This is a genomic window from Asticcacaulis sp. AND118 (assembly GCF_020535245.1).
GTDB lineage: Bacteria > Pseudomonadota > Alphaproteobacteria > Caulobacterales > Caulobacteraceae > Asticcacaulis.
The window spans coordinates 941,053-965,983 of record NZ_CP084910.1; the positions used below are offsets into that span (position 1 = coordinate 941,053).

Below are 24,931 nucleotides of genomic sequence, written 5' to 3' on the forward strand. Positions count from 1 at the left end.
CCATGGCTCTCTCTCCTCGTGAACAACAGGCTCGCCGGGCGCAACGTAACCGCACCCGCCTCAAGAGCCTCGCCAACGGTCGCCCGCGTCTGTCGGTCTTCCGTTCGGACAAGAACATCTACGCTCAGGTCATCGACGATGCCAAGGGCGTCACCGTTGCCGCCGCTTCGTCGCTCGAAACGGCCGACAAGCGGGGTTCGAACGCTGCTTCGGCTACCGAAGTCGGCAAGCTGGTCGCCCAGCGCGCCATCGAAGCCGGTATCAAGGACGTTGTCTTTGACCGTGGCGGTTACATCTATCACGGTCGGGTGAAGGCGTTGGCTGATGCCGCGCGTGAAGCCGGTCTCAACTTCTAAGGGGTACGTTCAATGGCTCGTCCCAGCGAAAACCGCAACGATCGTCGCGAACGCACCGAAGAACCTTCGGAGTTCGTCGAAAAGCTCGTCCACATCAACCGCGTCGCCGCCACCGTGAAGGGTGGCCGTCGCTTCAGCTTCGCTGCTCTGATGGTCGTTGGTGACCAGAAGGGCCGCGTCGGCTTCGGTCATGGCAAGGCGCGCGAAGTGCCGGAAGCCATCCGCAAGGCGACCGAAGAAGCCAAGAAGTCGATGGTTCGCATTCCGTTGCGCGAATCCCGCACCCTGCACCACGACGGTTACGGCCGTTGGGGCGCCGGCAAGATCCAGCTCCGCGCGGCCCCTCCGGGCACCGGGGTGATCGCGGGTGGTCCGATGCGCGCCGTGCTCGAAACCCTGGGCGTCTCCGACGTCGTGGGCAAGTCGCTCGGTTCGTCGAACCCCTACAACATGGTGCGCGCCACCTTCGAAGCTCTGAAGGTGCAGTCTTCGCCCCGTCAGATCGCCGCCAAGCGCGGTAAGAAGGTCGGCGACATCCTGACCCGCCGCAACGATGGCGCTTCGTCGCCTGAATCGATCGAGGGCTAATCATCATGGCTCAAGTCACTGTCAAGCAAACCGGCAGCCCCATCCGCCGCACCAAGGACCAGCGCGCGACGCTCGTCGGCCTCGGTCTGAACCGCATGGGCCGTGTCTCGACGCTGGAGGATACCCCTTCGGTTCGCGGCATGATCGCCAAGGTCGCGCACCTCATCGAAATCGTTGAGTAAGCGCCCCGCATCAAACCGGAAAGTGTTCTGCGGTTTTCGGACAAGTTGATGCGCAAAGACTAAACGAAACGCCCCGGCAGCAATGTCGGGGCGTTTTGCTATTTATGAGAGCCGTATTTCTTAACGGTTTCTGTTTTTCCAGCCGAGTTGGCGCGCCTGCGCCGGCGCACCTATCAAGAAAGGCATCCCAGATGACCAAACTGAATGAAATCCGCGATAACGAAGGCGCCACCAAGGGCCGCATGCGTGTTGGCCGTGGCCCCGGTTCGGGCAAGGGCAAGACCTCGGGTCGTGGTGTGAAGGGTCAAAAGTCGCGTACCGGCGTGTCGCTGCTGGGCTTCGAAGGCGGTCAAATGCCGCTGTACATGCGTATGCCCAAGCGCGGCTTCAACAAGCACAACCGCGCTGAATACGCCGAAGTCAACCTGTGGCGTCTGCAACAAGCCATCGACGCGGGCAAGCTCGACGCTTCCGCCACGGTCGACGCCGCCGCCCTGAAGGCCGCCGGCGTTATCCGTCGCGAGCTGGACGGCGTGCGTCTGCTCGGTGAAGGCGAACTGAAGGCGAAGCTGACCCTGTCGGTCTATTCGGCGACCGCTTCGGCGGTGAAGGCCGTGGAAGCCGCTGGCGGCTCGGTCGCTCAGGCGCGTCCGGTCAAGACCGAAGCCTAAGCTAAAATGTCACGCGCCCTGATGTTTTAAGCGCATTCCAAAAAGTGTTCTGCGGTTTTTGGAATCAAATGCGCGAAAAGGCGATCAGGGCGCGGCATTTTCGATTTAGCCTCCCCATATGCGACCAAAGCCGGACGTCACTCGCTTTGACAACGGCTTGCGGGGCCCGTAAGGGTGGTACAGACAGGATGGAATCGTTGGTTCCGTCCGCGACTTGAGGTTTTCATGGCATCTGCGGCTGAACAATTAGCGGCCAATCTGAACTTCGGCGCCTTTGCCAAGGCGACGGAGCTTCACAAGCGTCTTCTTTTCACTCTGGGCGCACTGATCGTCTATCGTCTGGGGACCTATATCCCCATTCCCGGCATCGATCTGGCGGCCTTCGAGCAGGCCTTCTCAGGGCAGTCCCAGGGCATTCTGGGCATGTTCAACATGTTCTCAGGCGGCGCCGTCGAGCGTATGGCCATCTTCGCCCTGAACATCATGCCGTACATCTCGGCCTCGATCATCGTTCAACTGATGGGCTCCGTCTATGCGCCGTGGGAAAAGCTGCGCAAAGAAGGCGGCGAAGCCGGCCGCAAGCAGCTTAACCAGTATACGCGCTACCTGACCCTTATTCTGGCTCTGGTGCAGTCCTTCTCGATCGCCGCGGGTATGCAGGCGTCGGGGCTGGCCCTCGATCCAGGGCCGATGTTCCTCATCTCGTCGGTCGTGACGCTCACGGGCGGCACCATGTTCCTGATGTGGCTGGGTGAGCAGATCACGGCGCGCGGCGTCGGCAACGGCACCTCGCTGATCATCTTTGCCGGTATCGTCGCGGTCCTGCCGCGCACCATCACCAACCTGCTGGCCCTGGCCAAGGAAGGCCAGATCAATGCCGGCGTGCTGCTGCTGATCGTGCTGGTTCTGATCGCCGCCATCGTCTTTATCGTTTTCATGGAACGTTCGCAGCGCCGCCTGCTGGTGCAGTATCCGAAGCGTCAGGTCGGTAACCGCGTCATGGGCGGCGAATCGTCCTTCATGCCGCTGAAGGTCAATACCGCCGGCGTCATTCCGCCGATCTTCGCCTCGTCGCTGCTGCTGATGCCGACGACCGCCGCCGCCTTCCTGGCCCGCGATCCGTCGCAGGTGCCGTCGTGGTTGTCTTGGTTGCCCGGCGTGACGGCGCAACTCACCCACGGTCAGCCGATCTTCATGGCGCTCTATGCCGCCCTGATCATCTTCTTCTGCTTCCTGTACACCTCGCTGGTGTTCAATCCGGACGAAACGGCCGAGAACCTGCGCAAGTATGGCGGCTTCCTGCCGGGCATCCGTCCGGGCAAGCGTACGGCGGAATATCTCGATTTCGTGCTGACCCGCATCACGGTCATCGGCGCGGCCTATATCACCATCGTCTGTCTGCTGCCGGAATTCCTGATCTCGAACCTCGGCAACAGCTTCTATTTCGGCGGCACCTCGATCCTCATCGTCGTGACCGTGACCATGGATACGGTGGCCCAGATTCAGTCGCATCTGCTGGCGCACCAGTATGACGGCCTGATCAAGAAATCAAAAATGCGGGGAGCGCGCGGCAGATGAACCTGATTCTTTTCGGACCTCCGGCGGCGGGTAAAGGCACGCAGGCGAAACGTCTGGTGGTGGCGCACAATATGGTGCAGCTTTCTACCGGCGACATGCTGCGCGCCGCCATCGCCTCGGGTTCCGAGCTGGGCCAGAAGGTCAAGTCGATCATCGACACCGGCGGACTGGTGTCCGACGACATCGTGATCGACCTGATCAAGACGAATCTCCCGGCGGCCGAGGCCGCGGGCGGCGCCATCTTCGACGGCTTCCCCCGCACTGTGGCTCAGGCCGAAGCGCTCGACGCCATGCTGGCGGCGCGCGGTGCCTCGATCGACATCGTTGTGCGCCTCAAGGTCGATGACGACGCGCTGATCGAACGCATTGAAAAGCGTTTCGCCGAGCAGGGCCGCACCGACGACAATCCGGAAAGCTACAAGGTGCGTCTGGCGGCCTATAATGCCCAGACCGCGCCTTTGCTGCCCTACTATTCGGCGCAGGGCAAACTGGTCGAGGTCGACGGCATGGGTTCGGTCGAAGAGGTTTCGGCCCGAATCGAAGCCGCGCTTTCGGAACTGGTCGGCTAAGAGCCCTATGAGGCGTCAAAAATGAGATCAGGGGATCTCGGTCCCCAAGGCTTCCGACCCGTAAAAGGGGAGGGGGCCACCCTTCCGGTTCAGGCCGGAAACCGCATCTACCGTCTTTTCGGGGCTTGCAACGGCTTTCACCTCCCGTTAACGGCTTTGACAACGGAACTCACCGAGCTGTTGGACAGATTCAAGTTTGAATCTTGACAATATCTCAATCCTACCCATTGACGGGAGCAAAACCCTCTGTATAAGGGGCAGCTTCCGCGAAAGGCGCTTGTGCCCGCTTAACCGCCATCCCTGAGGGGTGGGGTGGCTGGCGCGTCCCTTTCGCCTTTTAACGTGCAAAAGTACGTTCAGGAGATTCAGACGTGGCCCGTATCGCAGGCGTCAACATACCGACCAACAAGCGCGTCATCATCGCGCTCCAGTATATCCACGGCATTGGTCAGCAAAAGGCCAAGGAAATCGTGGAAAAGGTGGGCATCGAGGACGCCCGTCGCGTTAATTCGCTCTCGGACGCCGAAGTGTTGCAGATCCGCGAAACCATCGACCGTGACTATCTGGTCGAAGGCGATCTGCGTCGCGAAACGTCCATGAACATCAAGCGCCTGATGGACCTGGCCTGCTACCGCGGCCTGCGTCATCGTAAGGGCCTGCCGGTCCGCGGTCAGCGCACTCACACGAACGCCCGCACCCGCAAGGGTCCGGCGAAGCCCATCGCCGGCAAGAAGAAATAATCGGGATTCTGACTTATGGCCAAAGAACCTTCACGCGTTAAAAAGCGCGAGCGCAAGAATATCACCTCGGGCGTGGCGCACGTCAACGCCTCTTTCAACAACACCATGATCACCATCACGGACGCGCAGGGTAATGCGATTTCGTGGTCGTCGGCCGGTCACATGGGCTTCAAGGGTTCGCGCAAGTCGACCCCGTATGCGGCTCAGGTTGCCGCTGAAGACGCCGGAAAGAAGGCGATCGAGCACGGTGTGAAGACGCTGGAAGTCAGCGTCGCCGGTCCGGGTTCGGGCCGTGAATCGGCCCTGCGCGCGCTGCAGGCCGTCGGCTTCACGATCACGACCATCCGTGACGTGACCCCGATCCCGCACAACGGCTGCCGTCCGCCGAAGCGTCGTCGCGTTTAATACCGATTTCTACCCCTTTTCCGTTGCCCCCGGCGTAAAGCCGGGGGCAACCATTCTCGTCTGAGGGACGCAATGATCGAAAGAAACTGGCAGCAGCTTATTCGTCCCGAGAAGCCCCAAATCGAGTCCGGTCAGGATTCCCAGCGCAAGATGCGTCTTGTCGCGGAACCCCTGGAACGCGGCTTTGGCGTGACGCTCGGCAATGCTCTGCGCCGCGTTCTCCTGTCCTCCCTGCAAGGGGCGGCGGTGACGGCGGTACAAATCGACGGCGTTGTTCACGAATTTTCCTCTATCGAGGGTGTTCGTGAAGACGTGGTCGACATTATCCTCAATATCAAGCAACTGGCGCTCCGTATGCACGCGGAAGGCCCGAAGCGCATGGTTCTGCGCGCCTCGTCGGCCGGTCCGGTGACCGCCGGCATGATCGACGTCCCTTCGGACATCGAAGTGCTGAACCCCGATCACGTCATCTGTACGCTGGACGAAGGCGCCTCGGTGCGCATGGAGTTCACGGTTCAGACCGGCAAGGGCTACGTCCCCGCCGACCGTCTGCGCCCGGAAGACGCGCCGATCGGCCTGATCGCCGTCGATGCGCTCTATTCGCCGGTCAAGAAGGTGGCTTACCGCGTCGAGCCGACCCGTCAGGGTCAGTCGCTCGATTACGACAAGCTGGTTCTTGACGTTGAAACCAACGCCGCCGTGACCCCCGTGGACGCCGTGGCCTACGCCGCGCGCATCCTTCAGGACCAGCTCCAGATATTCATCACCTTCGAAGAGCCGAAGCCGGCCGTCGTCGAAGAGGGTAAGCCTGAGCTGCCGTTCAACCCGGCCCTCCTCAAGAAGGTCGACGAACTGGAACTTAGCGTCCGTTCGGCGAACTGCCTGAAGAACGACAACATCGTCTATATCGGCGACCTGATCCAGAAGACGGAATCGGAAATGCTCCGTACCCCGAACTTCGGCCGCAAGTCGCTGAACGAAATCAAGGAAGTCCTGCAATCGATGGGGCTGTCGCTCGGCATGGATGTGCCGAACTGGCCGCCTGAAAACGTCGAGGACCTCGCCAAGAAGTTCGAAGACCAAATCTAAGACTTCTGAAAGAGACAGAAGAGGCCCGGATCGCAAGGTTCGGGCCTCCTGCCTTTTTATAGAAGGTGAATTTCACGAAATCACGTTCGACTTATCGGGAAAGACCAAAACCTTGTCCCGGTAATTTCCAAAGGACACGTCGTCCGGCGGACGTTCGGAGCGGGCAGGGGTCACGAAGGCCCTTCGACCTTTGACTTCGGGCTCGTTTTTGGGGTCACGCAACGCCAGAGTGCGGCGTGATCTTATGGAGCACTATTATGCGTCACGGCACCGGCTACCGTAAACTCGGTCGCACCACCTCGCACCGCATCGCCATGTTCGCCAACATGTCGGCCTCGCTGATCAAGCACGAACAAATCGTCACCACCCTGCCGAAGGCCAAGGAACTGCGTCCCTTCGTCGAAAAGCTGGTGACCCTCGCCAAGTCGGGCACCCTTCACGACCGCCGCATCGCCATCTCGCGCGTCCGCGACGTGCCGCAAGTCGCCAAGCTGTTCGACGTGCTGGCCAAGCGCTACGCCGACCGTAACGGCGGCTATATCCGCATCATGAAGGCTGGCTTCCGCCACGGCGACAACGCCGCCATGGCTGTGATCGAATTCGTCGACCGCGACGAATCGGCCAAGGGCAAGGATTCGGGCCCGGTCTTCTCGGTCGAGGATGCCGGCGAAGAATAAGCCATTCTGCTCAGGCAGTTAAAGAAAGGCCTCCGGAGCTATCCGGAGGTCTTTTGTATTTCATCAACCTTTGTTAACGCGGCTGTGAACGATTGAGGCAGATGTGTGACTTCCTTAGTGCGGCTTTATTCCCTATCGTCGGGATGCGGATTTCGTCGGGGACGGAATTGGCAATGTTTCCCAACAGCCAAACAGGAGGTCCAAAATGCTGAGTGATACCCAGACGGCCCAGAACTATGGCGAAGTCGGTGGCGTGCTCGCCCTGTCGGAAGCGATGACGGAATATGCCTACGCTCAATCCGAACCGTCTGACACGACGGAAGTGTTCGATCAGCCGGTACTGGACGCCGTTCGCGCCTGCGACTGATTCATCAAGGCTCTGATCAAGCCCTGACCTGTAAAGGAAGGCCTCCGGTGTCGCCGGAGGCCTTTTCGTATCTGTCCTTGTCATCCACCCGTCACGACCGGTAGTTACGAATGAAAAGGGAGGGGCGGTAAAGGAGCGAGTGATGCAAATGGGTATGAAGGCCTGGCGCCTGTGGGTATGCGGTCTGGCCGCTTTGGTCTTGTCGGCCTGCGCCAGCCTGCCGGTCAGCCAACCGGTTGAACGCCCTACCCTGATCCTCATCTCCATCGACGGCTGGCGCGCCGACTATCATGCGCGCGGCCTGACGCCCAACCTGAAATATCTCGCCGACAACGGCGCGACCGGTGCCATGCGCCCCAGCTTCCCGTCCCTGACCTTCCCCAACCATTACACGCTGGTCACCGGCAAGCGTCCGGACCATCACGGTATCGTCGGCAATACCATGCGCGACCCCAGACGCCCCGGCGTGACCTTCAAATTGTCGGATCGCCAACAGGTCACGGACGGCTTCTGGTGGAACGACGCCGTGCCCTTCTGGGTGTCGGCGCAACAGCAGGGCGTGCGCGTGGCCACCCTGTTCTGGCCGGGTTCCGAGGCCGAAATCCACGGCGCGCGACCCGCCAGATATGCGGAGTTCGAGGACTACCTGCCGCCGAGGACCGTGGTCGATCGCGGTCTGGCCTGGTTCGACGTATCTGAGGCGGGGGTAGCCGAGGCTGGGCGCCCGCAGGCCCTGACTCTCTATTTCAGCGACGTCGACCATGCCGGCCACGACTTCGGCCCTGACAGCCCGGAAGTCGCCGCCTCGCTGCAAGCCGTGGATGACGGCATCGGTCATCTGATCGAAGGGCTGAAAGCGCGCGGCCTGTGGGGCAGGGTCAATATCGTCATCGTCGGCGATCACGGCATGACGAAGCACAGGCCGGAAACCTTCATCAAGGTGGCCGATCTCCTGCCGGAAGGCAGTGCGACGGTGACGGGTAGTCAGGTCGCCGGCTTCACGCCCAATCCCGGCTACAAAAAGACCGTGGAAGCCGCCTTGCTGAAGCCGCACGACCATATGCAGTGCTGGCGCAAGGGCGACATTCCGGCGAAATTCCATTACGGCAAGCATGGCCGCGTGCCGCCGATCGTCTGCCTGGCCCAACCAGGCGGCTACATTGTCACGCCGTCGAAAGACGGCTGGATGCCGAAGCCGCAGGGCGGGAGCCACGGTTACGACCCGTATTTCCCCGAAATGCACACCCGGCTGATCGCGTTCGGACCGGATATCCGCTCTGGCGTGACGCTCGACACCTTCGATAATGTGAATGTCTATCCATTGATCATGCGTCTTTTGCGCCTGAAGGCTGAGCCTTCGGACGGGCGACTGGCCGATGTCAGGCCGGCTCTGAAGCGGCCCTGAATGGGCTGCAATGGATTTCTTGGAATAAATTCATATAAAACAGTGTATTGTAAAGGCGAATGATGGGGTGGAAATTGCGGCGCGCTCTAGCCAAGCCTGTCGAATTCCCCTATGTAGGGCGGCTGTTTATCTCCGTCCGCAAGGCTCAAACGTGAGTGGAATCCCCGACCTGACAAGTCGCCACAAGGCGGCGGTGCCCTTCATTTTCGTAACCATCTGTCTCGATATCGTAGCGCTGGGCCTGATCATTCCGGTGACGCCGGCTCTGATCGCCGATTTCGTGGGGGATAAGTCGACGGCTGGCTATTGGGTCGGGCTGTTCGGCTCGATCTGGGGCGTGATGCAGTTCATTTCCTCGCCGGTCGTGGGTGCCCTGTCCGACCGCTTCGGCCGCCGTCCGATCGTGCTGCTGTCGAACTTCGGTCTGGGCTTCGATTACCTGCTGATGGCCATGGCGCCGGGCTTGTGGTGGCTGCTGCTGGGCCGTCTGATCAATGGCATCACTTCGGCCAGCATCTCCACGGCCTACGCCTATATTTCCGACGTCACCCAGCCGGAAAACCGCGCGAAATATTTCGGTCTGATGGGGGCCGCCTTCGGTATCGGCTTCGTGCTGGGGCCGCTGCTGGGCGGCGTGCTGGGCGACATCGAACCGCGTCTGCCCTTCTACGTCGCGGCGGGCCTGAGCCTGCTCAACTTCTGCTATGGCCTGTTCGTCCTGCCGGAATCGCTGGCGGCGGAAAACCGCAAGCCCTTCTCTTTCCGGGCCGCCAATCCGCTGGGGGCCTTCCGCTTCCTCAGCCGCAGCGGCGATCTGATGCGCCTGTCGCTGATCAATCTGACGGTCAATTTCGCCCATCAGGTCCTGCCCACCACCTTCGTCCTCTATGCCTCGCTGCGCTATGGCTGGGGACCCAAGGAGGTCGGCTGGACGCTGGCCGCCGTGGGTGTGTGCAGCGCCATCGTGCAGGCCGGTCTGACCGGTCGCGTGGTCAAGGCCATCGGCGAGAAGAAGGCCATGCTGGCCGGCCTTACCTTCGGCGTGATCGGCTTTGTCGGCTACGGTCTGGCCCCGACCTGGCAGAGCTATGTGCTGTTCATTCCGTTGATGAGCCTGTGGGGCCTGACCGGACCGGCGGCGCAGGCGCTGATGTCGTCCAAGGTCGCGCCGCAGGAGCAAGGCACGCTGCAAGGGGCCAATATGAGCCTGATGTCGGCGGCGGGCATCTTCGCGCCGCTGGTTTTCGGCGCGGTGTTTGCCGTGTCTTCGGCCTACGGTCCGGCGACGTCGGGTGCGCCTTTCGTGCTGGCGGCGGCCATTCTCGGCGTCGCCCTGCTGATAGCCGCGGGTGTCAAGGCCTCCATCCGCCATGACGGTAACGGCGGCCAGGATTCCGGGCCGTCGTCCGGCCCGACGCACTGAGCGAGGGCTGTATGGGGGGCGTTAAGGCACACCTGAAGCCGGGGGTTATGTTCATCTTCATTACCGTCTGCCTCGACATGATGGCGCTCGGTCTGGCCATTCCGGTGCTGCCGCGCCTGATCGAGCAGTTCGTCGGCTCGGTGTCGGCGGCGTCGTGGTGGAGCGGGGTGTTCAACTCGCTATGGGGATTCACGCAGTTCGTCTGCTCGCCCATCCTCGGTTCGCTATCGGATCGCTTCGGGCGACGGCCGATCATCCTCCTATCCAATCTGGGATTGGCGCTCGACTATCTGATCATGGCGCTCAGCGGCAATCTGTTGTGGCTGCTGATCGGCCGGTTGCTCAATGGCGTCACCTCGTCCTCGATCACCACGGCCTACGCCTATATCAGCGACATTTCCGAGCCTGACGAGCGGGCGCAGATGTACGGCTATATCGGTGCGGCTTTCGGGGTCGGCTTCGTCATGGGGCCGGCACTGGGCGGAATGCTGGGCCATATCGACCTGCGGCTGCCCTTCTGGGTGGCGGGGGGCTTAAGCCTGCTCAATGCCGCCTATGGGGCGCTGGTCCTGCCGGAATCGCTCGACAAGGATCATCGCAAGCCCTTCTGCCTCAAGAGCGCCAATCCCATCGGCTCCATTCTCTTTTTGTGGAAGGCCAGGAGCGTCATGCGGCTGGCCCTGATCAGCATGGTGTCGAATTTCGCCCACCACGTCATTCCGGCGACCTTCGTGCTGTATGCCAGCTACCGGCTGGGCTGGGGGCAACGCGAGGTCGGCCTGGCCATGGCCTATTACGCCGTATGGGCGGTGATCGTGCAGGGGGGGCTGACCGGCATGGTCGTCAAGGCCATAGGCGAGAAGGCGACTCTGGTCGTCGGCCTGCTGTGCGGCGTGGCGGGCTTTATGAGCTATGGCTATAATACCGACTGGCGCGTCTTTCTGTTCACCATCCCGATCATGAGTTTCTGGGGCATGACCAATGCCGCCCTGCAATCGCTGATGACCACGCGGGTGGGCAACAGCGATCAGGGCCTGTTGCAAGGTGCGGTCAATAGCCTGATGTCGCTGTCGGGCATCATTGCACCCTTTGTCTTCGGCTACATCCTGTCGGTGATGACGCGTCCCGGCGTCGACAAGGCGTGGTCGGGCGCGGCCTTCTTCTCGGCGGCGCTGGTGCTGCTGGTGGCCTTTCTGATGGCGCTGGGCGTTAAGGATCGCCTCAAGGGGGAGCCGGTGCCGCTTAAACAGCCGGTCGTCCATCACGATGGCGAACCGCTGTTTTAGTTCGGCCTTGAAGTCGCCACTTTGGTTTTTACATTAGATGGCATGAATCCAAGAGGCCAAGAAATCGCTATGACCCTGAAATCCGCCCTGCTGGTGTCCGTCTGCGCCGTGCTGGCCGCCTGTTCGCCCGGAGAGGGCAAGTCGCAGGACTATCAGGGCTTCAATCAGGCTCCCGCCCCCGCTACGCGCAAGGTGCCGGGCGACGCCGGGACGATGAAGTCGTCCTTCTCACCGGTGGTCAAGCAGACCGCCCCCGCCGTGGTCAACGTCTATGCCCGCCGTGTCACGCGTCAGCAGGTCGATCCCTTCTGGCAGATGTTCGGCGGGGGTGGCGTGCCGCAGGCCCGCGTCGAGCAATCTCTGGGGTCGGGTGTCATTGTTCGCGCTGACGGCATCGTGGTGACCAACAATCACGTCGTTCAGGGCGGACAGGAGTTCATGGTCGTGCTCAACGACCGCCGCGAATTCCCGGCCAAGGTCCTGCTGGCCGACGAGCGCAGCGATCTGGCCGTCCTCAAGCTCGACACGTCGGGCGAGAAGTTCCCGACCGTCAGTCTTGAACAGGGTCACGACCTGGAGGTCGGCGATCTGGTGCTGGCCATCGGCAATCCGTTCGGCGTGGGCCAGACCGTCACCAACGGCATCATTTCGGCGCTGGACCGCACCGATGTGGGGCAGGGCGAGGGGGCCTTCATCCAGACCGACGCCGCCATCAACCCAGGCAATTCGGGCGGCGCGCTGGTCGATATGGACGGGCGCCTGATCGGCATCAACTCCTTCATCCTGTCGCGTTCGGGGTCTTCGGCGGGCGTCGGCTTCGCCATACCGGCGGCCATGGTGCGCCGGGCGGTCGATACGGCGCTGGGGGGTAAGTCGACGCTGGTGCGGCCGTGGCTGGGCGCCAAGGGCGACGGCATGACCACGGAAATCGCCCGTTCGCTGGGTCTGGCCAAGCCTGACGGCATCCTGGTCTCCGACGTCTATCCCGGCGGGCCGGCGGATAAGGCCGGCCTTAAAACCGGCGATGTGATCCTCGGCATCAATGGCGAGGCGGTGAATGACCCCAAGGCGCTGAACTACCGCGTCGGGCTGCTCAATCCCAACGACACCGCGGCGCTGAAGGTGCTGCGTTCAGGCAAGGAGGTCAGCCTCAATGCCCGCGTGACACCGCCGACCGGCGCACCGAAGGATCAGCGTGCACTGAGCGGTAACTTCCCGCTGACCGGGGCCACCGTGGTCAATCTGTCGCCGGCGGTGGCCGATGAGATCGGACTCGATCCGTTCGCCGCGTCGAAGGGCGTGATGATCTATTCGTTGTCGGGCCGCTCCTATGCGGCGTCGGCGGGCTTCCGTCCGGGCGACATCGTGCGCGAGGTCAACGGTCAGGCCATCACCTCGACCGCGCAACTGGAAACGGTGTTGAAGGCCGCCAGACGCTTCACCATCACCATCAGCCGCGGCGGGCAGAACATCACGGCGCAGTTTTAGCTTCCTCCTCCCCGGCGATGGCGGGGAGGGGCTTCATTCAACCGTATGGCAGGCCACGCACAGCTTGTTGCCGTCCGGATCGCGGACATAGGCCCCATAGTAGTCGGCGTGGTACTCCGGGCGCAGACCCGGCGGACCGTCGCAGATGCCGCCCTTCGCCAGAGCTGTGGCATGGGCGCGGTCTACCGTAGCGCGGTCCGTCGCCATGAAGGCGACCATCTGCCCATTGCCCGCTGAAGCCTCGCCCGCATAGGGCTTGCCGATCAGGAACAGAGGCCGCGGGCCGGGCTCGGACTGCCAGCCAGCCCACGGGCGTTGTGGGTCGCAGAAGCGCTCCTTTGCGCCCAGTACGGCCATCAGCGGGCGGTAGAAGGCCAGCGCGCGCTCGAAATCGCTGACTCCGAGAAATATGTGCGAGAACATCAGTCGCGCTTCGCCAGTTCGGCGCGCAGCGCACGGTTATCTTCGATCAGGGCCTCGACCAGCCCGATCAGCCGCGCCACGTCCTGTTCGCGCAGCATGTCCATCTTCTCATGCAGGCCGCAGATATCGTCCTCGGCCTTGAGATTGACCTTGTAGTCGTCTTCGGCCTTCTGCCGGTCGACCTGCGACTGGCGGTTCTGCGACATCATGATGATGGGCGCGGTGAAGGCCGCCTGAAACGACAGGACGAGATTGAGCAGAATAAACGGATACGGGTCCCAGCCCTTAATCCACGCCACGCTGTTGAGCAATATCCAGCCGAGCAGTATCGCCGACTGAACAATCAGAAAGGTCCACGAACCGACAATGGCCGCCACAGCATCGGCCATGCGCGCGCCCAGAGGCGCATCCGAAGCGAGGTGAGGGGGCTTCGGAATATGTTGGCTCATATCTTCTCGCTGATCCTGATGGCCAGTTTGCAGCCGCCCTTGATCACAGCCGACAGCAGCGGATAGAGCGGGGCTTCGCGCGCGCCTTCTTCGACGGCGTGGTCGTGATGGCGCAATTCGTCGTCGCGGAACTGCTGAAGCTCGGCGGCCAGTTCGGGGTCGCGGGCCTGAGTTTCGGCGATCTGGCTATTATAATGTTCGGAGATAACGCTTTCGACCGCCTCGGTGCAGGCGTGGGCGGCCTTTTCACCCAGAAGCGCCGTCGTCGCGCCAAGGCCCAAGGCCGCCATACGCCACAGCGGCGTCATGACGGTCGGGCGCACGGCATTGTCGCGCATCAGGGTTTCGAAACGGTCGAGATGGACCTGTTCCTCGCCCTCCATGCGTTTCAGATCGTCGCTCAGGGTCTTGTGCGGCGTGGCGGCAAAGACGGCGGCCTGCGCGCGGTAGATATGCACGGCCGCCAGCTCGCCGGCGTGATCGACGCGCAGGATCTCATGCAGGCGGCGCTGGCGCTCGCCCGCACCGGGTTTGGGAGGCGTGTGGCGGAGGGCGGCTTCGGTCATAGGCTTTACCTAGGCTTGATGCGCCTGACGCTGGGACAGGCGGTAATAGAGTTGCAGGCGCAGAGAGGCGATCAGGCTGAGGACGGCCAGCGCGCCGGAAATAAGGGCGTTCCATCCTGCCATGCTCAGACCGAGAAAGCGCCAGGCCACAACGTCGCACTGCGGGGCCTTGACCTTGGCCCCGGAGAGCATGGCGGCGATGGAATCGATCGACACGTCGTCCGAAGCGCCGGTGCAGGTGGCAGGCAGGGACCACCACTTGTTTTCGCCGCCCATATGGAAGACGGCGATAGCGCAGCCCGTGGCGAAGACCGCGAACAGGACGAAGGAAAAGACGCGCGGCGGGCCCTTGGCCCCGGTGAACACCGCCCAGACCGTGGCCACCAGCGATACGCCCACCGCGATCCAGTAGATGTCGCGCTGTTTCAGGCACAGATGGCAGGGATTGAGGTGGCCGAAGGTTTGAAAGGCGTGCGCCGCCCCCAACAGGCTGAGGGCGCAGACGAGGGCTATAACCGACCACCAGCGGCTAAAGAACAGCACGGCTTTCATCACGTTCGGTCATCCCTGGTTACTCGAAGCGCGGTCACTGTAGATGCTTCGCGTGACCGGGGCAATCGGCTCCGTGACGGGTTCAGTGCATGAACTTGACGGCGACGATGCCCAGCACGATCACCGCGACGCCGACGATGGCCACCAGATTGATGCGCTTTTCGATCAGTTCGCGCGCCTGCGGGCCGAAGCGCTTGAGCAGGAAGGCCGTCATGTAGAAACGCGCGCCGCGGGTGACGACGCAACACACGACAAAGATAGCGAGGTTCAACTGCCCCATGCCGGACGCGATGGTCACCAGTTTGAACGGGATCGGCGTCAGGCCCTTGATCAGGATGGCCCACGCACCCCATTCCTGAATAATGGTGTGGAAGCTGTCGAGATTGCCCGAATAGCCGAACAGGCTGAGAATTTTCAGCCCGATATCCGCCAGATAGTAGCCGATGGCGTAACCGAACAGGCCGCCCAGCACCGAAGCGAGCGTGCAGATGAACGCCAGACGGTAAGCCTTTTCCGGCTTGGCCAGCGCCATCGGGGCCAGCATCACGTCGGGCGGAATCGGAAAGAACGAGCTTTCGGCGAAGGAAATGGCGGCCAGAACTTTTTCAGCATTGGGACGGGCCGCCTGTTTCAGGGTCCAGTCATATAGCGGGCGAAGCAAGGGATAAATCCATAACTTAAAGAATAATTTCGTCCGCCATAACAGGTTGTGGCGGGCTTGTCGCCTCACACCCTGTTGCAGTGCGAAATAAATGAAGACGTGTGCTTCCTGCGCCGCCCCCGTGTCGAAATCAAGGCAAGGCGCATTAGTCTGTGTTTATGACGAATTAAAAAAATCTCATTTGTCTTTATGACATTATATCGGCAATACCAAAGTTACCTTTTGTGAGGATTGCCCTATGCCGTACAGTAAGCTGTCGCTGGATAACTACCTGCCTTATCGTCTGTCCGTCGCGTCGAACGCGGTGTCGGGCCTGATTTCGACGGCGTACGATAGCCTGTACGGTCTGAAGATCCCGGAATGGCGTTTGATCTGGGTGCTGAACGAAGACGGCCCCTCGACCCAGCAGGCGCTGGTCAAGCGCACGGGCATGGACAAGGTGACCATTTCGCGCGCGGCTCAGGCCCTGGCCAAGCGTCGCCTGATCACGCGTGCTCCGCACGAACACGACGGACGCTCCCACCACCTGATCCTCACGCCGGAAGGCCAGCGCCTGTTCAACGACGTCGCCCCGTCGGCGGTGGAGTTCGAGAAGGAGGTTCTGGCCAACCTGTCGCCGGAAGAGATCAGCCTGATGAAGGATCTGCTGCGTCGCGTCGAAGAGGCCGCGCTGAAGACCCAGGGTCGCACGGTGCGCTGAGCCGGGTCTAGTTGAACACAATCAAGGGCTCATCTGCGAGGGTGAGCCCTTTTTGCTGCGGCCTCTCCGAAATAGGCCTACCCCGCTGGTGCAAAGCGTGGCAATCTGTTAACCCTTTTTGTCGCTGACCGCTTTGGGGGAGTTTTCAGGCCGCATGCGCTACACCGGGGACGATTATACCACGCCGCCGGACGGCTTTTACGACCCGACCCTGTGGGAGACGCTGGTCCGTCTGTGGTACAGCGGCGGCCTGCTGTGGATTTTCGGCATAGGCTTTTGCCTTCTGATGATCGTGCTGGGCCTTGTTCTCGGCGCGCGCCAGCGCAAGGGTGTGCCGGCGGCGCTCAATCGCAATGTCGATGCGCTGGGGGCGGTGATTGCCGACTCGGTGCGCGGGTCTGAGGCCAGTGTGCGCGAAAAAGCGCAGGGCGCGCTCGACGCCAATCAGGAACTGTTCGGCGACACGACGGAACTGATGAACCTTGTCGGCAAGCATCATGCGGCGCTGAACAAGGCCAACAGCGCCGTGAAAGAGGTCGAGCCCGAAAAGAAACCCGACGCGGCCAAGGGGCTGAGCGGCATGTCAGGCGGCACGGTAATCAATATCGCCGTCAATAACGGTCAGCCGGGGGGCGGTGAGGCTGTTGCGCCGGGCGCGGTGGCGGCGGTCGGCGGCGAAATCGTCGGCGCGCCCAAGGCCGAAGACAAAAAAGACGCCGAGGGCAAGCCGGGCTTCGACACGACGACGAAGGTCTGGCTGACCTTGCAGAAGCTGGCGGCGCCGTGGCGCGACCTCAGCCTGATGCGCGAACACTACAGCGCCGTATTCCGGCAACTGACCACGGCGGAATGGCGCGACCCGCGCACGCTCAACGGCGCGCCGGTCGAACCGGGGAGCGACATCAGCCGGCCGAGGTGGAAGCGATGAGATACGCTGACGCGCCTGAGGATTTCGGTGATCCCTTCGGTGAAGGTCCGCGCGCGGTGGCGACCATCGTGCTGGACGGCCATACGCTATTGATGCTGCTGGCCTTCGTAGTCGTGGGGCTGCTGCTGTTTGCCTTTGCCCTGTGGCTGTCGGGTGAGATGTCGCGGGCGGGGCAACGAGCACGGCACCGCGCGTCGGCTAGGGCCATTTACGACAGCATCCGTTACAGCCTGTATCAGGCGGTCAGCACATCCGGCGCGGTGCAGCTTGAAAAGGCGCGCGAACTGTCGGCGGTGGTCGAGGCGCGGCTGGGGACTTTGCTGGCCCTGAAGGACAAGACGGGCAAGCCGTTCGAGGACCTTCAGAAGGCGCTGGCCGAGCCTGAGCCCGATCCGGAAAATCCGAAAAAGGACCCGCCGGCCAAGGTCAAGGTCGATATGACCAGCGACGAGCATCGCGTAGCGGTGTGGAAGGCCGTGCAGGAGTTCCACGAGGTGTGGAAGGACGAGGCGCGAATCCTCAACCTGCTGGAAGGGGCGCAGGACGAACTGGGCCGACGCAGCGTGACGACGGCCTTCTTCCATAGCCGGGGCCTGATCGATCCGCGCTATCCGTGGGGCGGCGCGCCGTCTCCCCGCCCGCAAGGGCCGAAGCCGGAAAAGAAAGCGAAGCCGAGAAAGGGTCGGACGGAAGAGGTGGCGATTACGGTCGCCGAGCCCGCGCCGATAGGACCGGACGACCTGCCGCCGCCTGCGCCGCGCCCGACCAAGGGCAAGCTGGCCAAGCACAAGCGCAATATGCTGGCGTAATGTTTCTAAGTGAGTTGTGTCTGTCTCTTGGCTGCGGATATAAACCGTTGGCGAGTGGCGTAAACGATTAATAGCAAGCCGCCTAAGAAGCCGAAAATATAACTTGTGGAATGCGCCCAATATGTATGGACCGGCTGCCGATCGCAAGTAAGATTTCGCATGAATAGCAGAAGTCGCTTATATGTATCCGGCCTGTTGATCGGCATGCGAGCCGTGGCCTTGATGGGAATACGCACGCGCTTTTGGCCTCATTAGCGGATCGGCCGGCAAGCGGCCATTAGGGCGCTCAGGCTCAGGGCGCGTTTATCGTTCCGTTCCATGCAGTCGTCTTAGTCGCGAACTGGGTGGAGATCGATGCTATACGGCCTCGATCTCGGTTCTGTGGGTATCGAAAGCCTTTCCTGTACTCAATACGCTCCAGCTGATCCGAGCCAGCTTGTTGGCGAGGGCGGCGGCGAGCTTGTTTCGGTGCATCCGCGTGGCGGCGCTGGTGAGCCAGTCTCCGAAGCTGTACTTCGGCCAATTTTGAGGCCTCATCAAGAGGACATTGGCGGCCTGTACGAACAAGGTTCGAAGGTATCGGCTTCCGCGTTTTGAGATGCGCCCGAGAATAGAGCGGCCACCCGTGCTGAACTGCTTGGGTACCAACCCCAGCCAGGCACCGAAGTCGCGACCACGTTCAAAGGCTTCACCTGTGCCAATGGCGGCAACAACCGCCGTGGAGATCAGGGGCCCGACGCCCGGCACACTCATCAGGCGACGGCAGTTGGCTTCATTCCGGCTGATTTCTTCGATCTCGCCGCTGAGGGTCTCGATGCGTTCATCGAGCCACAACCAGTCTTCATAAAGGCCAACGATGAGTTGGCTCATACGCGGCGAAATCTCATCTGCGCGGTTGTTCAAGATGTCGAAGAGCGAGTCACGTAAGGCACGCACACCGACCCTGACCGTGATGCCCTGCTCGATTAGGAAGGCACGGATCTGATTGATCGTCGCTGTGCGCCGCGACACCAGCCGCGAGCGAACGCGATGGCAGGCCTGAAGATCCAATTGATCCTGGGTCTTCTCACTCACTGTCGACAGGTTCGGCCGCAGAGCCGCCTCGGCTATAGCCTCGGCATCATTGTAGTCGTTCTTCTGCCCCTTCAGAAACGGCTTTACGTAAATAGCGGGGATGATGCGCGGTTCGTGGCCGAGCTGTCGAAGGGTGCGACTGACAAAATGCGCGCTGAGGCAGGCCTCCATGCCGACGATACACGGCGGCAGCTTTTTAAATGTCTCTGTCAGAGCCAGCCGTTTGATTTTACGGCGAAGAACGATCTGACCATCTGTACTAAATCCGACAAGGTGAAACACGTCCTTGCCGATATCTATGCCTATCGACGCTAACTCAGGAATGTTCGTATCCATGGGATGCTTCTCCGGGTGGCGCCAAGCAGTCTACTCCGACTACTTCGCAAGGGAAGCAGCCGGTCCATCCCATTAGCGGCGGTGAATGCCACATGCTTTTCGGAAGGGATTATCTCGCCCCACCATCCCGGAATGTTGATAATGCCTAACATGATCAATGTGGCACTGATTAAACCCGCACAAAACGCGGCAGACGCACTAACAACCATCAGGATGAGGATTGGCTTCTGAAGCTGAGCAAAGCTCAGCTTGTTCTGCGATCCAGCGCGCGCTCCTATTGCCAGAAGTATCCCCAGCGGCAAACCCACCCACCAAGTGGCTATGATGCCCCAGCCTAAAGCCAGCAAAAAAGGGGATTGCGTTGCAAAGACAGGCGGGTGCGCTACTGTAAAGTATTCTACGCACAGATGGGCTGTTACCATGTCATGCAGTATGCCGTAGCTCACTGCAGCAAATATGGAAAAGCCTATAATCTTGATGCTTTCCACGGCCCCCCCCCCTCGCTGATTATACCTACGTCCTTGCACCATAAAGCAAAACCGCCGGTGTTTGAAACACCGGCGGTTCATTCTGCTCCAGATTACGGGTGCAGGGTCCGCGACCCTGCTATCTTGCGAACTTCTGGAACTTGATACGCTTGGGGATCAGGCTGTCCGTGCCGAGACGGCGCTTCTTGTCTTCTTCGTACATTTCGAAGTTGCCTTCGAACCATTCGACGTGGCTATCGCCTTCGAAGGCCAGAATGTGTGTCGCCAGACGGTCGAGGAACCAGCGATCGTGCGAGATGACCACGGCGCAGCCGGCGAACTCTTCCAGCGCCTCTTCGAGCGCCTGAAGGGTTTCGATATCGAGGTCGTTGGTCGGTTCGTCGAGCAGGATGACGTTGCCGCCGGCAGCCAGGGTCTTGGCGAGGTGGACGCGGTTGCGCTCACCGCCGGAGAGAAGACCGACCTTCTTCTGCTGATCGCCGCCCTTGAAGTTGAAGCCGCCGACATAGGCGCGCGAATTGATTTCGCGCTTGCCGACGACCATGATGTCGGTGCCGCCGGAAATGGCCTGCCAGACGGTGTGCGCAGGGTTCAGGTCGTCCCGCGACTGATCGACATAGGCCAGCTTGACCGTTTCGCCGAGCTTGATCGTGCCGGCGTCAGGCGTTTCCTGACCGGTGATCAGCTTGAACAGGGTCGACTTGCCCGCGCCGTTCGGGCCGATAATGCCGACGATGCCGTTGGGCGGCAGGCGGAAGCTCAGATCCTTGAACAGGACCTTGTCGCCGAATTCCTTTTCGAGGCCGTTGACCTCAAGCACCACGTTACCGAGGCGCGGGCCGGGCGGGATGGTGATGGTGGCGAAGGTCTGCGCCGCGCGGGCGTTTTCCTGTTCGCGCACCATGTCGTCATAGGCCGCCAGACGGGCCTTGGACTTGGACTGTCGGGCCTTGGCGCCCGAACGGACCCATTCCAGTTCCTTGGTCAGGGCGCGTTGACGCGCTTCGGACTCGGATTGCTCCTGCACGACGCGCTTCTGCTTCTGCTCCAGCCAGCCGGAATAGTTGCCTTCGTAGGGGACGCCCTTGCCGCGGTCGAGCTCCAGCGTCCATTTGGTCACCTGATCGAGGAAGTAGCGATCGTGGGTGACGAGGATGACGCAGCCGGGGAAGTTTTCGAGGTGGTGCTGAAGCCAGGCGACCGACTCCGCATCAAGGTGGTTGGTCGGTTCGTCGAGCAGCAGCATGTCGGGCTTGGACAGCAGCAGGCGGGCCAGCGCCACGCGGCGCTTTTCACCGCCCGACAGCTTGGTGACGGGGCTGTCGTTCGGCGGGCAGCGCAGGGCGTCCATGGCCATTTCGATGCGGCTGTCGATGTCCCAGAGGTCGCCGGCGTCGATCTTTTCCTGGAGGGTGTTCATCTCCTCCATCAGTTCGTCGGAATATTCCTCCCCCATCAGGGCGGCGACTTCGTTGAAGCGGTCGAAGATTTTCTTTTCTTCGCACCAGTCGATGACGTTTTCCCAGACGGTCTTGTTATCGTCCAGATGCGGCTCCTGCTGCAGGTAGCCCATCTTGGTGCCCTCGGCGGCGCGCGCCTCGCCGGAAAACTCCTTGTCGATGCCGGCCATGATCTTCAGCAGGGTCGACTTACCCGAACCGTTGACGCCGACGACGCCGATCTTGGCGTCCGAATAGAAGCTGAGCCAGATGTTTTCGAAGACCTTCTTACCGCCGGGGTAATGCTTGGTCAGGCCCTGCATCTGGAAAATATATTGCTGCGCCATGCGAGAGGCACCCTTGTTTCACTTGTATGGAATGGTGCGGGCGGTTTAGCCGAGGGGGGGCAAAATCACAACCTGAAAATAGGCCGATACGCGGCGCGGTGTGTTGCCAGCCGGCATTCGCGGGCCTAGGTTTCGGGCAACAAGGATGGAGGGGTGACATGGAGCGTCGCAGACTGCTGCAACTGGGGGCCGCGGGGCTGCTGACGGCGGCGTTTCCGGTCAGAGCCGGGACGAGCCCTCAACTGACGCCCTTGCGGCTTCTGCCATCGGAGCTGTTCCGCATCACGGTGTGCCTGAGACCGTTTCGCGCCAACGGCCCGCGCATCGAGGCGGAAAAGCGGGGGCGCAAGACCATCGTGCATAATTACGGTCATGGCGGATCGGGCTGGTCGCTGTCGTGGGGGGCGGCGGAGGAGGTGGTGCGGTTGGCGCTGCCGCTCAAAGCCAGTAAGGTGGCGGTGATCGGGGCGGGGGCTATCGGCCTGACCACGGCCCTGACCGCTCAGCGCGCGGGGATGGCGGTGACGATCTATGCCAAGGAACGCTATCCTTTCGTGCGGTCAGGCGGGGCGACGGGTAGCTGGACGCCGGACTCGCGCATAGCCTTGGAATCCGCCGCTCCCCCGGGGTTCGCCGAGTCATGGGAACGTATGGCGCGGCGGTCGTGGACGATGCACAACGCTTTTGTCGGGCTCCCCGGCGCGCCGGTCGAATGGATGGATAAGTACAGGACGCGCACCGCGATGGACCCGGCGCTGATTCCGGCGGATCTGCCCCCCGATCCGGGCTGCGTCTATCTGGCCGATCGGTTGGGCGATATCGTACCGCACAGTCGTGCGCTGGCGCGCGAGGCGCATCCTTTCAATGCCGAAGAGGTCTATTGCAAGCCGGATATGAGCTTCAATATCGCGGCCTATGCGCACCAACTGGAGCAGGACTTCCTGACGGCAGGCGGGCGCTTCGTCCCGGCGGCATTTGAGACACCGGACGACGTGGCGCGGCTCAAGGAACGGGTGGTTTTCAACTGCACCGGCTACGGCGCAAAGGCCCTGTGGGGCGATGCTTCGATCGTGCCCGTGCGGGGACAGATTGCCTGGCTGCCGCCGCAGGAGGGGGCGCACTACGGCTTTCTTTACAAAGGGATCATGGTGATGGCCCGGCGCGATGGAATTGTGGTGCAGCAGGTGGGGCCGCATGATGGACTGGGCTGGAACGACGCCAACGAAGCGCCGGACTATGACCATGCCCGCCTGACTATCGCGCAATTAGGTGATGTTTATCGCTAAAAAATAGGGCGGCGGCATGGCTTTCGCCGCGCCCCGCCCTGTAACGGAAATATCATTGTGCCGCGCAGCCACCGGCAGGCGCGATAAAGGACTTAAACCGATCTGGATCGGCCCGGCTCCTAAAGAACAGGATGATGCGAAAGGCAAGGGGCTTCCCGCCCTTTGAGACGCATAGTCATAAATCAGAGACATGAGGCTGCGTGCACTTCGCGCTTTACGATAGACAAGTCAGTGGGTTATATCGCGGTTGTGTGCGTCTGTAGCGACAACCATGACCGAACCTGTCTCAGTGACCTACTATGAAGCCGGCACGCATCTGATGCCCGGCGCCGAAGGGCTTCAGGCCTATGCCGAAGCCATCTCGCCGATCTTCGACGTGACGGTGACACCGACCGGCGCGCCGCCTCAGACCTGGATCAAGAGCTATCAGATCGGGAGCCTGCTGCTGGGGCAGGCGCATATGAGTGATGGCGATTTCGTCTATACGCGCGATCAGCGCAAGGTGGCGGCCATGGGTCTGGACGTCATTCTGGTGCAGTTGATCGACGCAGGGCGCGACCTGCGCTTTGCCGGTGAGGAAGGCGTGACGGCGCAGCGCGGCGATGTCTGCGTGCTGGATATGATGCGCACCTTCCGTTCGGAAACCTCGGTCTGCACCAATATCAATCTGGCCTTGCCGCGTAACCTGTTGTCGCTGTCCGAACAGGAACTGGACGGTCTGCACGGTATCGTGTTGCGTGGCGATACGGCGGCCGGACAGTTGATGGCGCAGCACATGCGGCAGCTCTGGGCGCTGGCGCCGGCGCTGACGGCCGAGGAAATACCGGTGGTGACGCGGGCGACGCTGGATCTGCTGACGGCGCTCAGCCTGCCGCATCTGTTGGCCTCCGGGCCCGATGGCCCCTTGCACAGCGCCCAACTTATGCGCATTCGCCGCCATATCGAAACGCGGCTGAGCGATTCTGAACTGGGTCCGGCGCGTCTGTGCCGCGACTTCGGCCTGTCGCGCGCTTCGCTCTATCGCCTGTTCGCGCCGCTGGGCGGAGTCAGCGACTATATCCGCGAGCGGCGGTTGCAACAGGCCTTCGGGCAACTGGCGGACCCGGCACATCGCCACAAGACCATGGGGCAGGTGGCGCAGGAAAACGGCTTTACCGGTTGGGCGGTGTTTTCACGCGCCTTTCGTGCGCGCTTTCAGATGACGCCGGGCGAGGTGCGCGCACTGGGGCCCGAAGCCGTGACGCAGCGCGTGCGCACCGATACGCCACACCTGCCGGACTGGTTGCGGCAGTTGGATCGGGTTTAAACCGCGAAAACCGCCTGCATCAGGTCTTCGAGATGCGCGCGATCGGTCTCGTCGAAGGCGGCATGGCTTTCCGAATCGACGTCGAACACGGCGATCAGCGCGCCGGAAGGATCGAACACCGGCACGACGATTTCGGAATTGGAACGGCTGTCGCAGGCGATGTGACCGGGGAAGGCGTGGACATCTTCGACCACCTGCGTCGTGCGTTCGCGCGCCGCCGCGCCGCAGACCCCACGCTTGAAATCGATGCGCAGGCAGCCGAGCGTCCCTTGGTAAGGGCCGACCACCAGTTCGTCTATCCCTTGCGCCTTCTTTGTTTCGTCGACAATATAGAAGCCGGTCCAGAACCAGGTATCGAAAGCCTGCGACCCCAGACACGCCACAGTCGCCATGCGCGCCACCCGGTTCGGCTCATTGTCGAGCACCGACAGGATTTCCTTTTTAAGCGACTGATAGACTTCTTTTTTCTGGACGGGGGAAAGCATGGGGAACCTGTAAGAGTCAAAATTTCGCCTGCGGGGCGAATTCATAAGCGGCTGATGCGGATTTGTCGTCGTGCCGGCGAAAAGTGTCCCGGAACGGGCGGCTCATACCACTTTTCTCTGGCCAAGGCGTAAAAATTAACGCTATCATCATGGCGTTATACGGGGGTTGACGAACCGCTCAGGAGCCGGGTTTCCGTCTTGAGTATCGTCGGGGTTCCGCGACAATCCGGCAACGCTTTGCCGGCATCGCGCGGGGAC

Annotated in this window: 29 protein-coding genes; 20 read left to right on the top strand and 9 right to left on the bottom strand. The window is 61.6% G+C overall.

The window, feature by feature from the left end; all coding sequences use genetic code 11:
* The first annotated feature begins 2 nt into the window (after window positions 1–2).
* The 15 genes from rplR (at window position 3) to LH365_RS04645 (ending at window position 12,824) form a co-directional block, all read left to right on the top strand.
* Window positions 3–356: a 50S ribosomal protein L18 gene (gene rplR / locus LH365_RS04575; RefSeq protein WP_226745001.1), complete on the top strand. Its 354-nt coding sequence runs from the start codon at window positions 3–5 to the stop codon at window positions 354–356.
* A gap of 12 nt (window positions 357–368) precedes the next feature.
* Window positions 369–944, top strand: coding sequence for a 30S ribosomal protein S5 (rpsE, locus tag LH365_RS04580; RefSeq protein ID WP_013478475.1), 576 nt, complete (start codon window positions 369–371; stop codon window positions 942–944).
* A 5-nt stretch (window positions 945–949) separates the two neighbouring features.
* Window positions 950–1,126, top strand: coding sequence for a 50S ribosomal protein L30 (gene rpmD / locus LH365_RS04585; RefSeq protein WP_107874162.1), 177 nt, complete (start codon window positions 950–952; stop codon window positions 1,124–1,126).
* Window positions 1,127–1,317: 191 nt separating this feature from the next.
* Window positions 1,318–1,797, top strand: coding sequence for a 50S ribosomal protein L15 (gene rplO / locus LH365_RS04590; protein ID WP_226745002.1), 480 nt, complete (start codon window positions 1,318–1,320; stop codon window positions 1,795–1,797).
* A 225-nt stretch (window positions 1,798–2,022) separates the two neighbouring features.
* Window positions 2,023–3,375: a preprotein translocase subunit SecY gene (gene secY / locus LH365_RS04595; protein ID WP_226745003.1), complete on the top strand. Its 1,353-nt coding sequence runs from the start codon at window positions 2,023–2,025 to the stop codon at window positions 3,373–3,375.
* Entirely contained in the window at window positions 3,372–3,944 is a 573-nt protein-coding gene (locus tag LH365_RS04600; protein ID WP_226745004.1) for an adenylate kinase, read from the top strand. Before secY ends, LH365_RS04600 begins: the two co-directional genes overlap by 4 nt.
* 371 nt (window positions 3,945–4,315) lie before the next feature.
* A complete protein-coding gene (gene rpsM, locus LH365_RS04605) occupies window positions 4,316–4,684 on the top strand; it encodes a 30S ribosomal protein S13 (protein WP_226745005.1) in 369 nt (122 codons plus the stop codon).
* A 15-nt stretch (window positions 4,685–4,699) separates the two neighbouring features.
* Entirely contained in the window at window positions 4,700–5,089 is a 390-nt protein-coding gene (rpsK, locus tag LH365_RS04610; protein ID WP_013478481.1) for a 30S ribosomal protein S11, read from the top strand.
* 72 nt (window positions 5,090–5,161) lie between these two features.
* Complete coding sequence (locus LH365_RS04615) at window positions 5,162–6,178, top strand: DNA-directed RNA polymerase subunit alpha (protein WP_226745006.1); 1,017 nt, start codon at window positions 5,162–5,164, stop codon at window positions 6,176–6,178.
* 257 nt (window positions 6,179–6,435) lie between these two features.
* Entirely contained in the window at window positions 6,436–6,855 is a 420-nt protein-coding gene (gene rplQ / locus LH365_RS04620; RefSeq protein WP_226745007.1) for a 50S ribosomal protein L17, read from the top strand.
* Between the two features lie 205 nt (window positions 6,856–7,060).
* Window positions 7,061–7,222 (top strand): hypothetical protein, encoded by a 162-nt coding sequence (locus tag LH365_RS04625; RefSeq protein ID WP_226745008.1) that lies wholly within the window; start codon window positions 7,061–7,063, stop codon window positions 7,220–7,222.
* A 142-nt stretch (window positions 7,223–7,364) separates the two neighbouring features.
* Window positions 7,365–8,627: an alkaline phosphatase family protein gene (locus LH365_RS04630; RefSeq protein ID WP_226745009.1), complete on the top strand. Its 1,263-nt coding sequence runs from the start codon at window positions 7,365–7,367 to the stop codon at window positions 8,625–8,627.
* A 151-nt stretch (window positions 8,628–8,778) separates the two neighbouring features.
* A complete protein-coding gene (locus LH365_RS04635) occupies window positions 8,779–10,050 on the top strand; it encodes a TCR/Tet family MFS transporter (protein ID WP_226745010.1) in 1,272 nt (423 codons plus the stop codon).
* 47 nt (window positions 10,051–10,097) lie between these two features.
* Window positions 10,098–11,336, top strand: a complete 1,239-nt coding sequence (locus tag LH365_RS04640) for a TCR/Tet family MFS transporter (protein ID WP_226745011.1) — start codon at window positions 10,098–10,100, stop codon at window positions 11,334–11,336.
* A gap of 69 nt (window positions 11,337–11,405) precedes the next feature.
* A complete protein-coding gene (locus LH365_RS04645) occupies window positions 11,406–12,824 on the top strand; it encodes a Do family serine endopeptidase (protein ID WP_226745012.1) in 1,419 nt (472 codons plus the stop codon).
* Window positions 12,825–12,857: 33 nt separating this feature from the next.
* Here LH365_RS04645 and LH365_RS04650 read toward each other — a convergent pair whose 3' ends face one another.
* The 5 genes from LH365_RS04650 to LH365_RS04670 all read right to left on the bottom strand — a co-directional run bounded on the left by LH365_RS04650 (window position 12,858) and on the right by LH365_RS04670 (window position 15,475).
* Window positions 12,858–13,247 carry a VOC family protein gene (locus tag LH365_RS04650; RefSeq protein ID WP_226745013.1) on the bottom strand — a complete coding sequence of 130 codons (390 nt, stop codon included), beginning with the start codon at window positions 13,245–13,247 and terminating at the stop codon, window positions 12,858–12,860.
* Window positions 13,247–13,696 (bottom strand): DUF1003 domain-containing protein, encoded by a 450-nt coding sequence (locus LH365_RS04655; RefSeq protein ID WP_226745014.1) that lies wholly within the window; start codon window positions 13,694–13,696, stop codon window positions 13,247–13,249. The genes LH365_RS04650 and LH365_RS04655 overlap by 1 nt, the downstream gene beginning before the upstream one ends.
* Window positions 13,693–14,262 carry a demethoxyubiquinone hydroxylase family protein gene (locus LH365_RS04660; protein WP_226745015.1) on the bottom strand — a complete coding sequence of 190 codons (570 nt, stop codon included), beginning with the start codon at window positions 14,260–14,262 and terminating at the stop codon, window positions 13,693–13,695. Before LH365_RS04660 ends, LH365_RS04655 begins: the two co-directional genes overlap by 4 nt.
* 9 nt (window positions 14,263–14,271) lie before the next feature.
* A complete protein-coding gene (locus LH365_RS04665) occupies window positions 14,272–14,814 on the bottom strand; it encodes a disulfide bond formation protein B (protein ID WP_226745016.1) in 543 nt (180 codons plus the stop codon).
* An 82-nt stretch (window positions 14,815–14,896) separates the two neighbouring features.
* On the bottom strand, window positions 14,897–15,475 hold the full coding sequence (locus LH365_RS04670; protein WP_226745017.1) for a YqaA family protein: 579 nt from the start codon (window positions 15,473–15,475) through the stop codon (window positions 14,897–14,899).
* 238 nt (window positions 15,476–15,713) lie between these two features.
* On the opposite strand from LH365_RS04670, the gene LH365_RS04675 reads away from it, so the two are divergent.
* The 3 genes from LH365_RS04675 (at window position 15,714) to LH365_RS04685 (ending at window position 17,912) form a co-directional block, all read left to right on the top strand.
* Window positions 15,714–16,175 carry a MarR family winged helix-turn-helix transcriptional regulator gene (locus LH365_RS04675; protein ID WP_226745018.1) on the top strand — a complete coding sequence of 154 codons (462 nt, stop codon included), beginning with the start codon at window positions 15,714–15,716 and terminating at the stop codon, window positions 16,173–16,175.
* A gap of 154 nt (window positions 16,176–16,329) precedes the next feature.
* The gene (locus LH365_RS04680; protein ID WP_226745019.1) at window positions 16,330–17,103 is read left to right on the top strand and encodes a hypothetical protein; all 774 of its coding nucleotides are present in this window, start codon (window positions 16,330–16,332) and stop codon (window positions 17,101–17,103) included.
* Window positions 17,100–17,912, top strand: a complete 813-nt coding sequence (locus LH365_RS04685) for a hypothetical protein (protein WP_226745020.1) — start codon at window positions 17,100–17,102, stop codon at window positions 17,910–17,912. Before LH365_RS04680 ends, LH365_RS04685 begins: the two co-directional genes overlap by 4 nt.
* A gap of 357 nt (window positions 17,913–18,269) precedes the next feature.
* Here LH365_RS04685 and LH365_RS04690 read toward each other — a convergent pair whose 3' ends face one another.
* From LH365_RS04690 to ettA, 3 genes are all read right to left on the bottom strand, one after another.
* Entirely contained in the window at window positions 18,270–19,322 is a 1,053-nt protein-coding gene (locus LH365_RS04690) for an IS110 family transposase (protein ID WP_226745021.1), read from the bottom strand.
* Window positions 19,298–19,810, bottom strand: a complete 513-nt coding sequence (locus LH365_RS04695; protein WP_226745022.1) for a hypothetical protein — start codon at window positions 19,808–19,810, stop codon at window positions 19,298–19,300. Before LH365_RS04695 ends, LH365_RS04690 begins: the two co-directional genes overlap by 25 nt.
* 118 nt (window positions 19,811–19,928) lie before the next feature.
* Window positions 19,929–21,596, bottom strand: a complete 1,668-nt coding sequence (gene ettA / locus LH365_RS04700; protein ID WP_226745023.1) for an energy-dependent translational throttle protein EttA — start codon at window positions 21,594–21,596, stop codon at window positions 19,929–19,931.
* A gap of 158 nt (window positions 21,597–21,754) precedes the next feature.
* Here ettA and LH365_RS04705 point away from each other — a divergent pair, with 158 nt between their 5' ends.
* Both LH365_RS04705 and LH365_RS04710 read left to right on the top strand, forming a co-directional pair.
* Complete coding sequence (locus tag LH365_RS04705; protein WP_226745024.1) at window positions 21,755–22,882, top strand: FAD-dependent oxidoreductase; 1,128 nt, start codon at window positions 21,755–21,757, stop codon at window positions 22,880–22,882.
* Window positions 22,883–23,153: 271 nt separating this feature from the next.
* Window positions 23,154–24,188: a helix-turn-helix domain-containing protein gene (locus LH365_RS04710; protein ID WP_226745025.1), complete on the top strand. Its 1,035-nt coding sequence runs from the start codon at window positions 23,154–23,156 to the stop codon at window positions 24,186–24,188.
* On the opposite strand, the gene LH365_RS04715 is transcribed toward LH365_RS04710, so the two are convergent.
* A complete protein-coding gene (locus LH365_RS04715; RefSeq protein WP_226745026.1) occupies window positions 24,185–24,673 on the bottom strand; it encodes a GAF domain-containing protein in 489 nt (162 codons plus the stop codon). The genes LH365_RS04710 and LH365_RS04715 overlap by 4 nt on opposite strands.
* Between the last annotated feature and the right edge of the window lie 258 nt (window positions 24,674–24,931).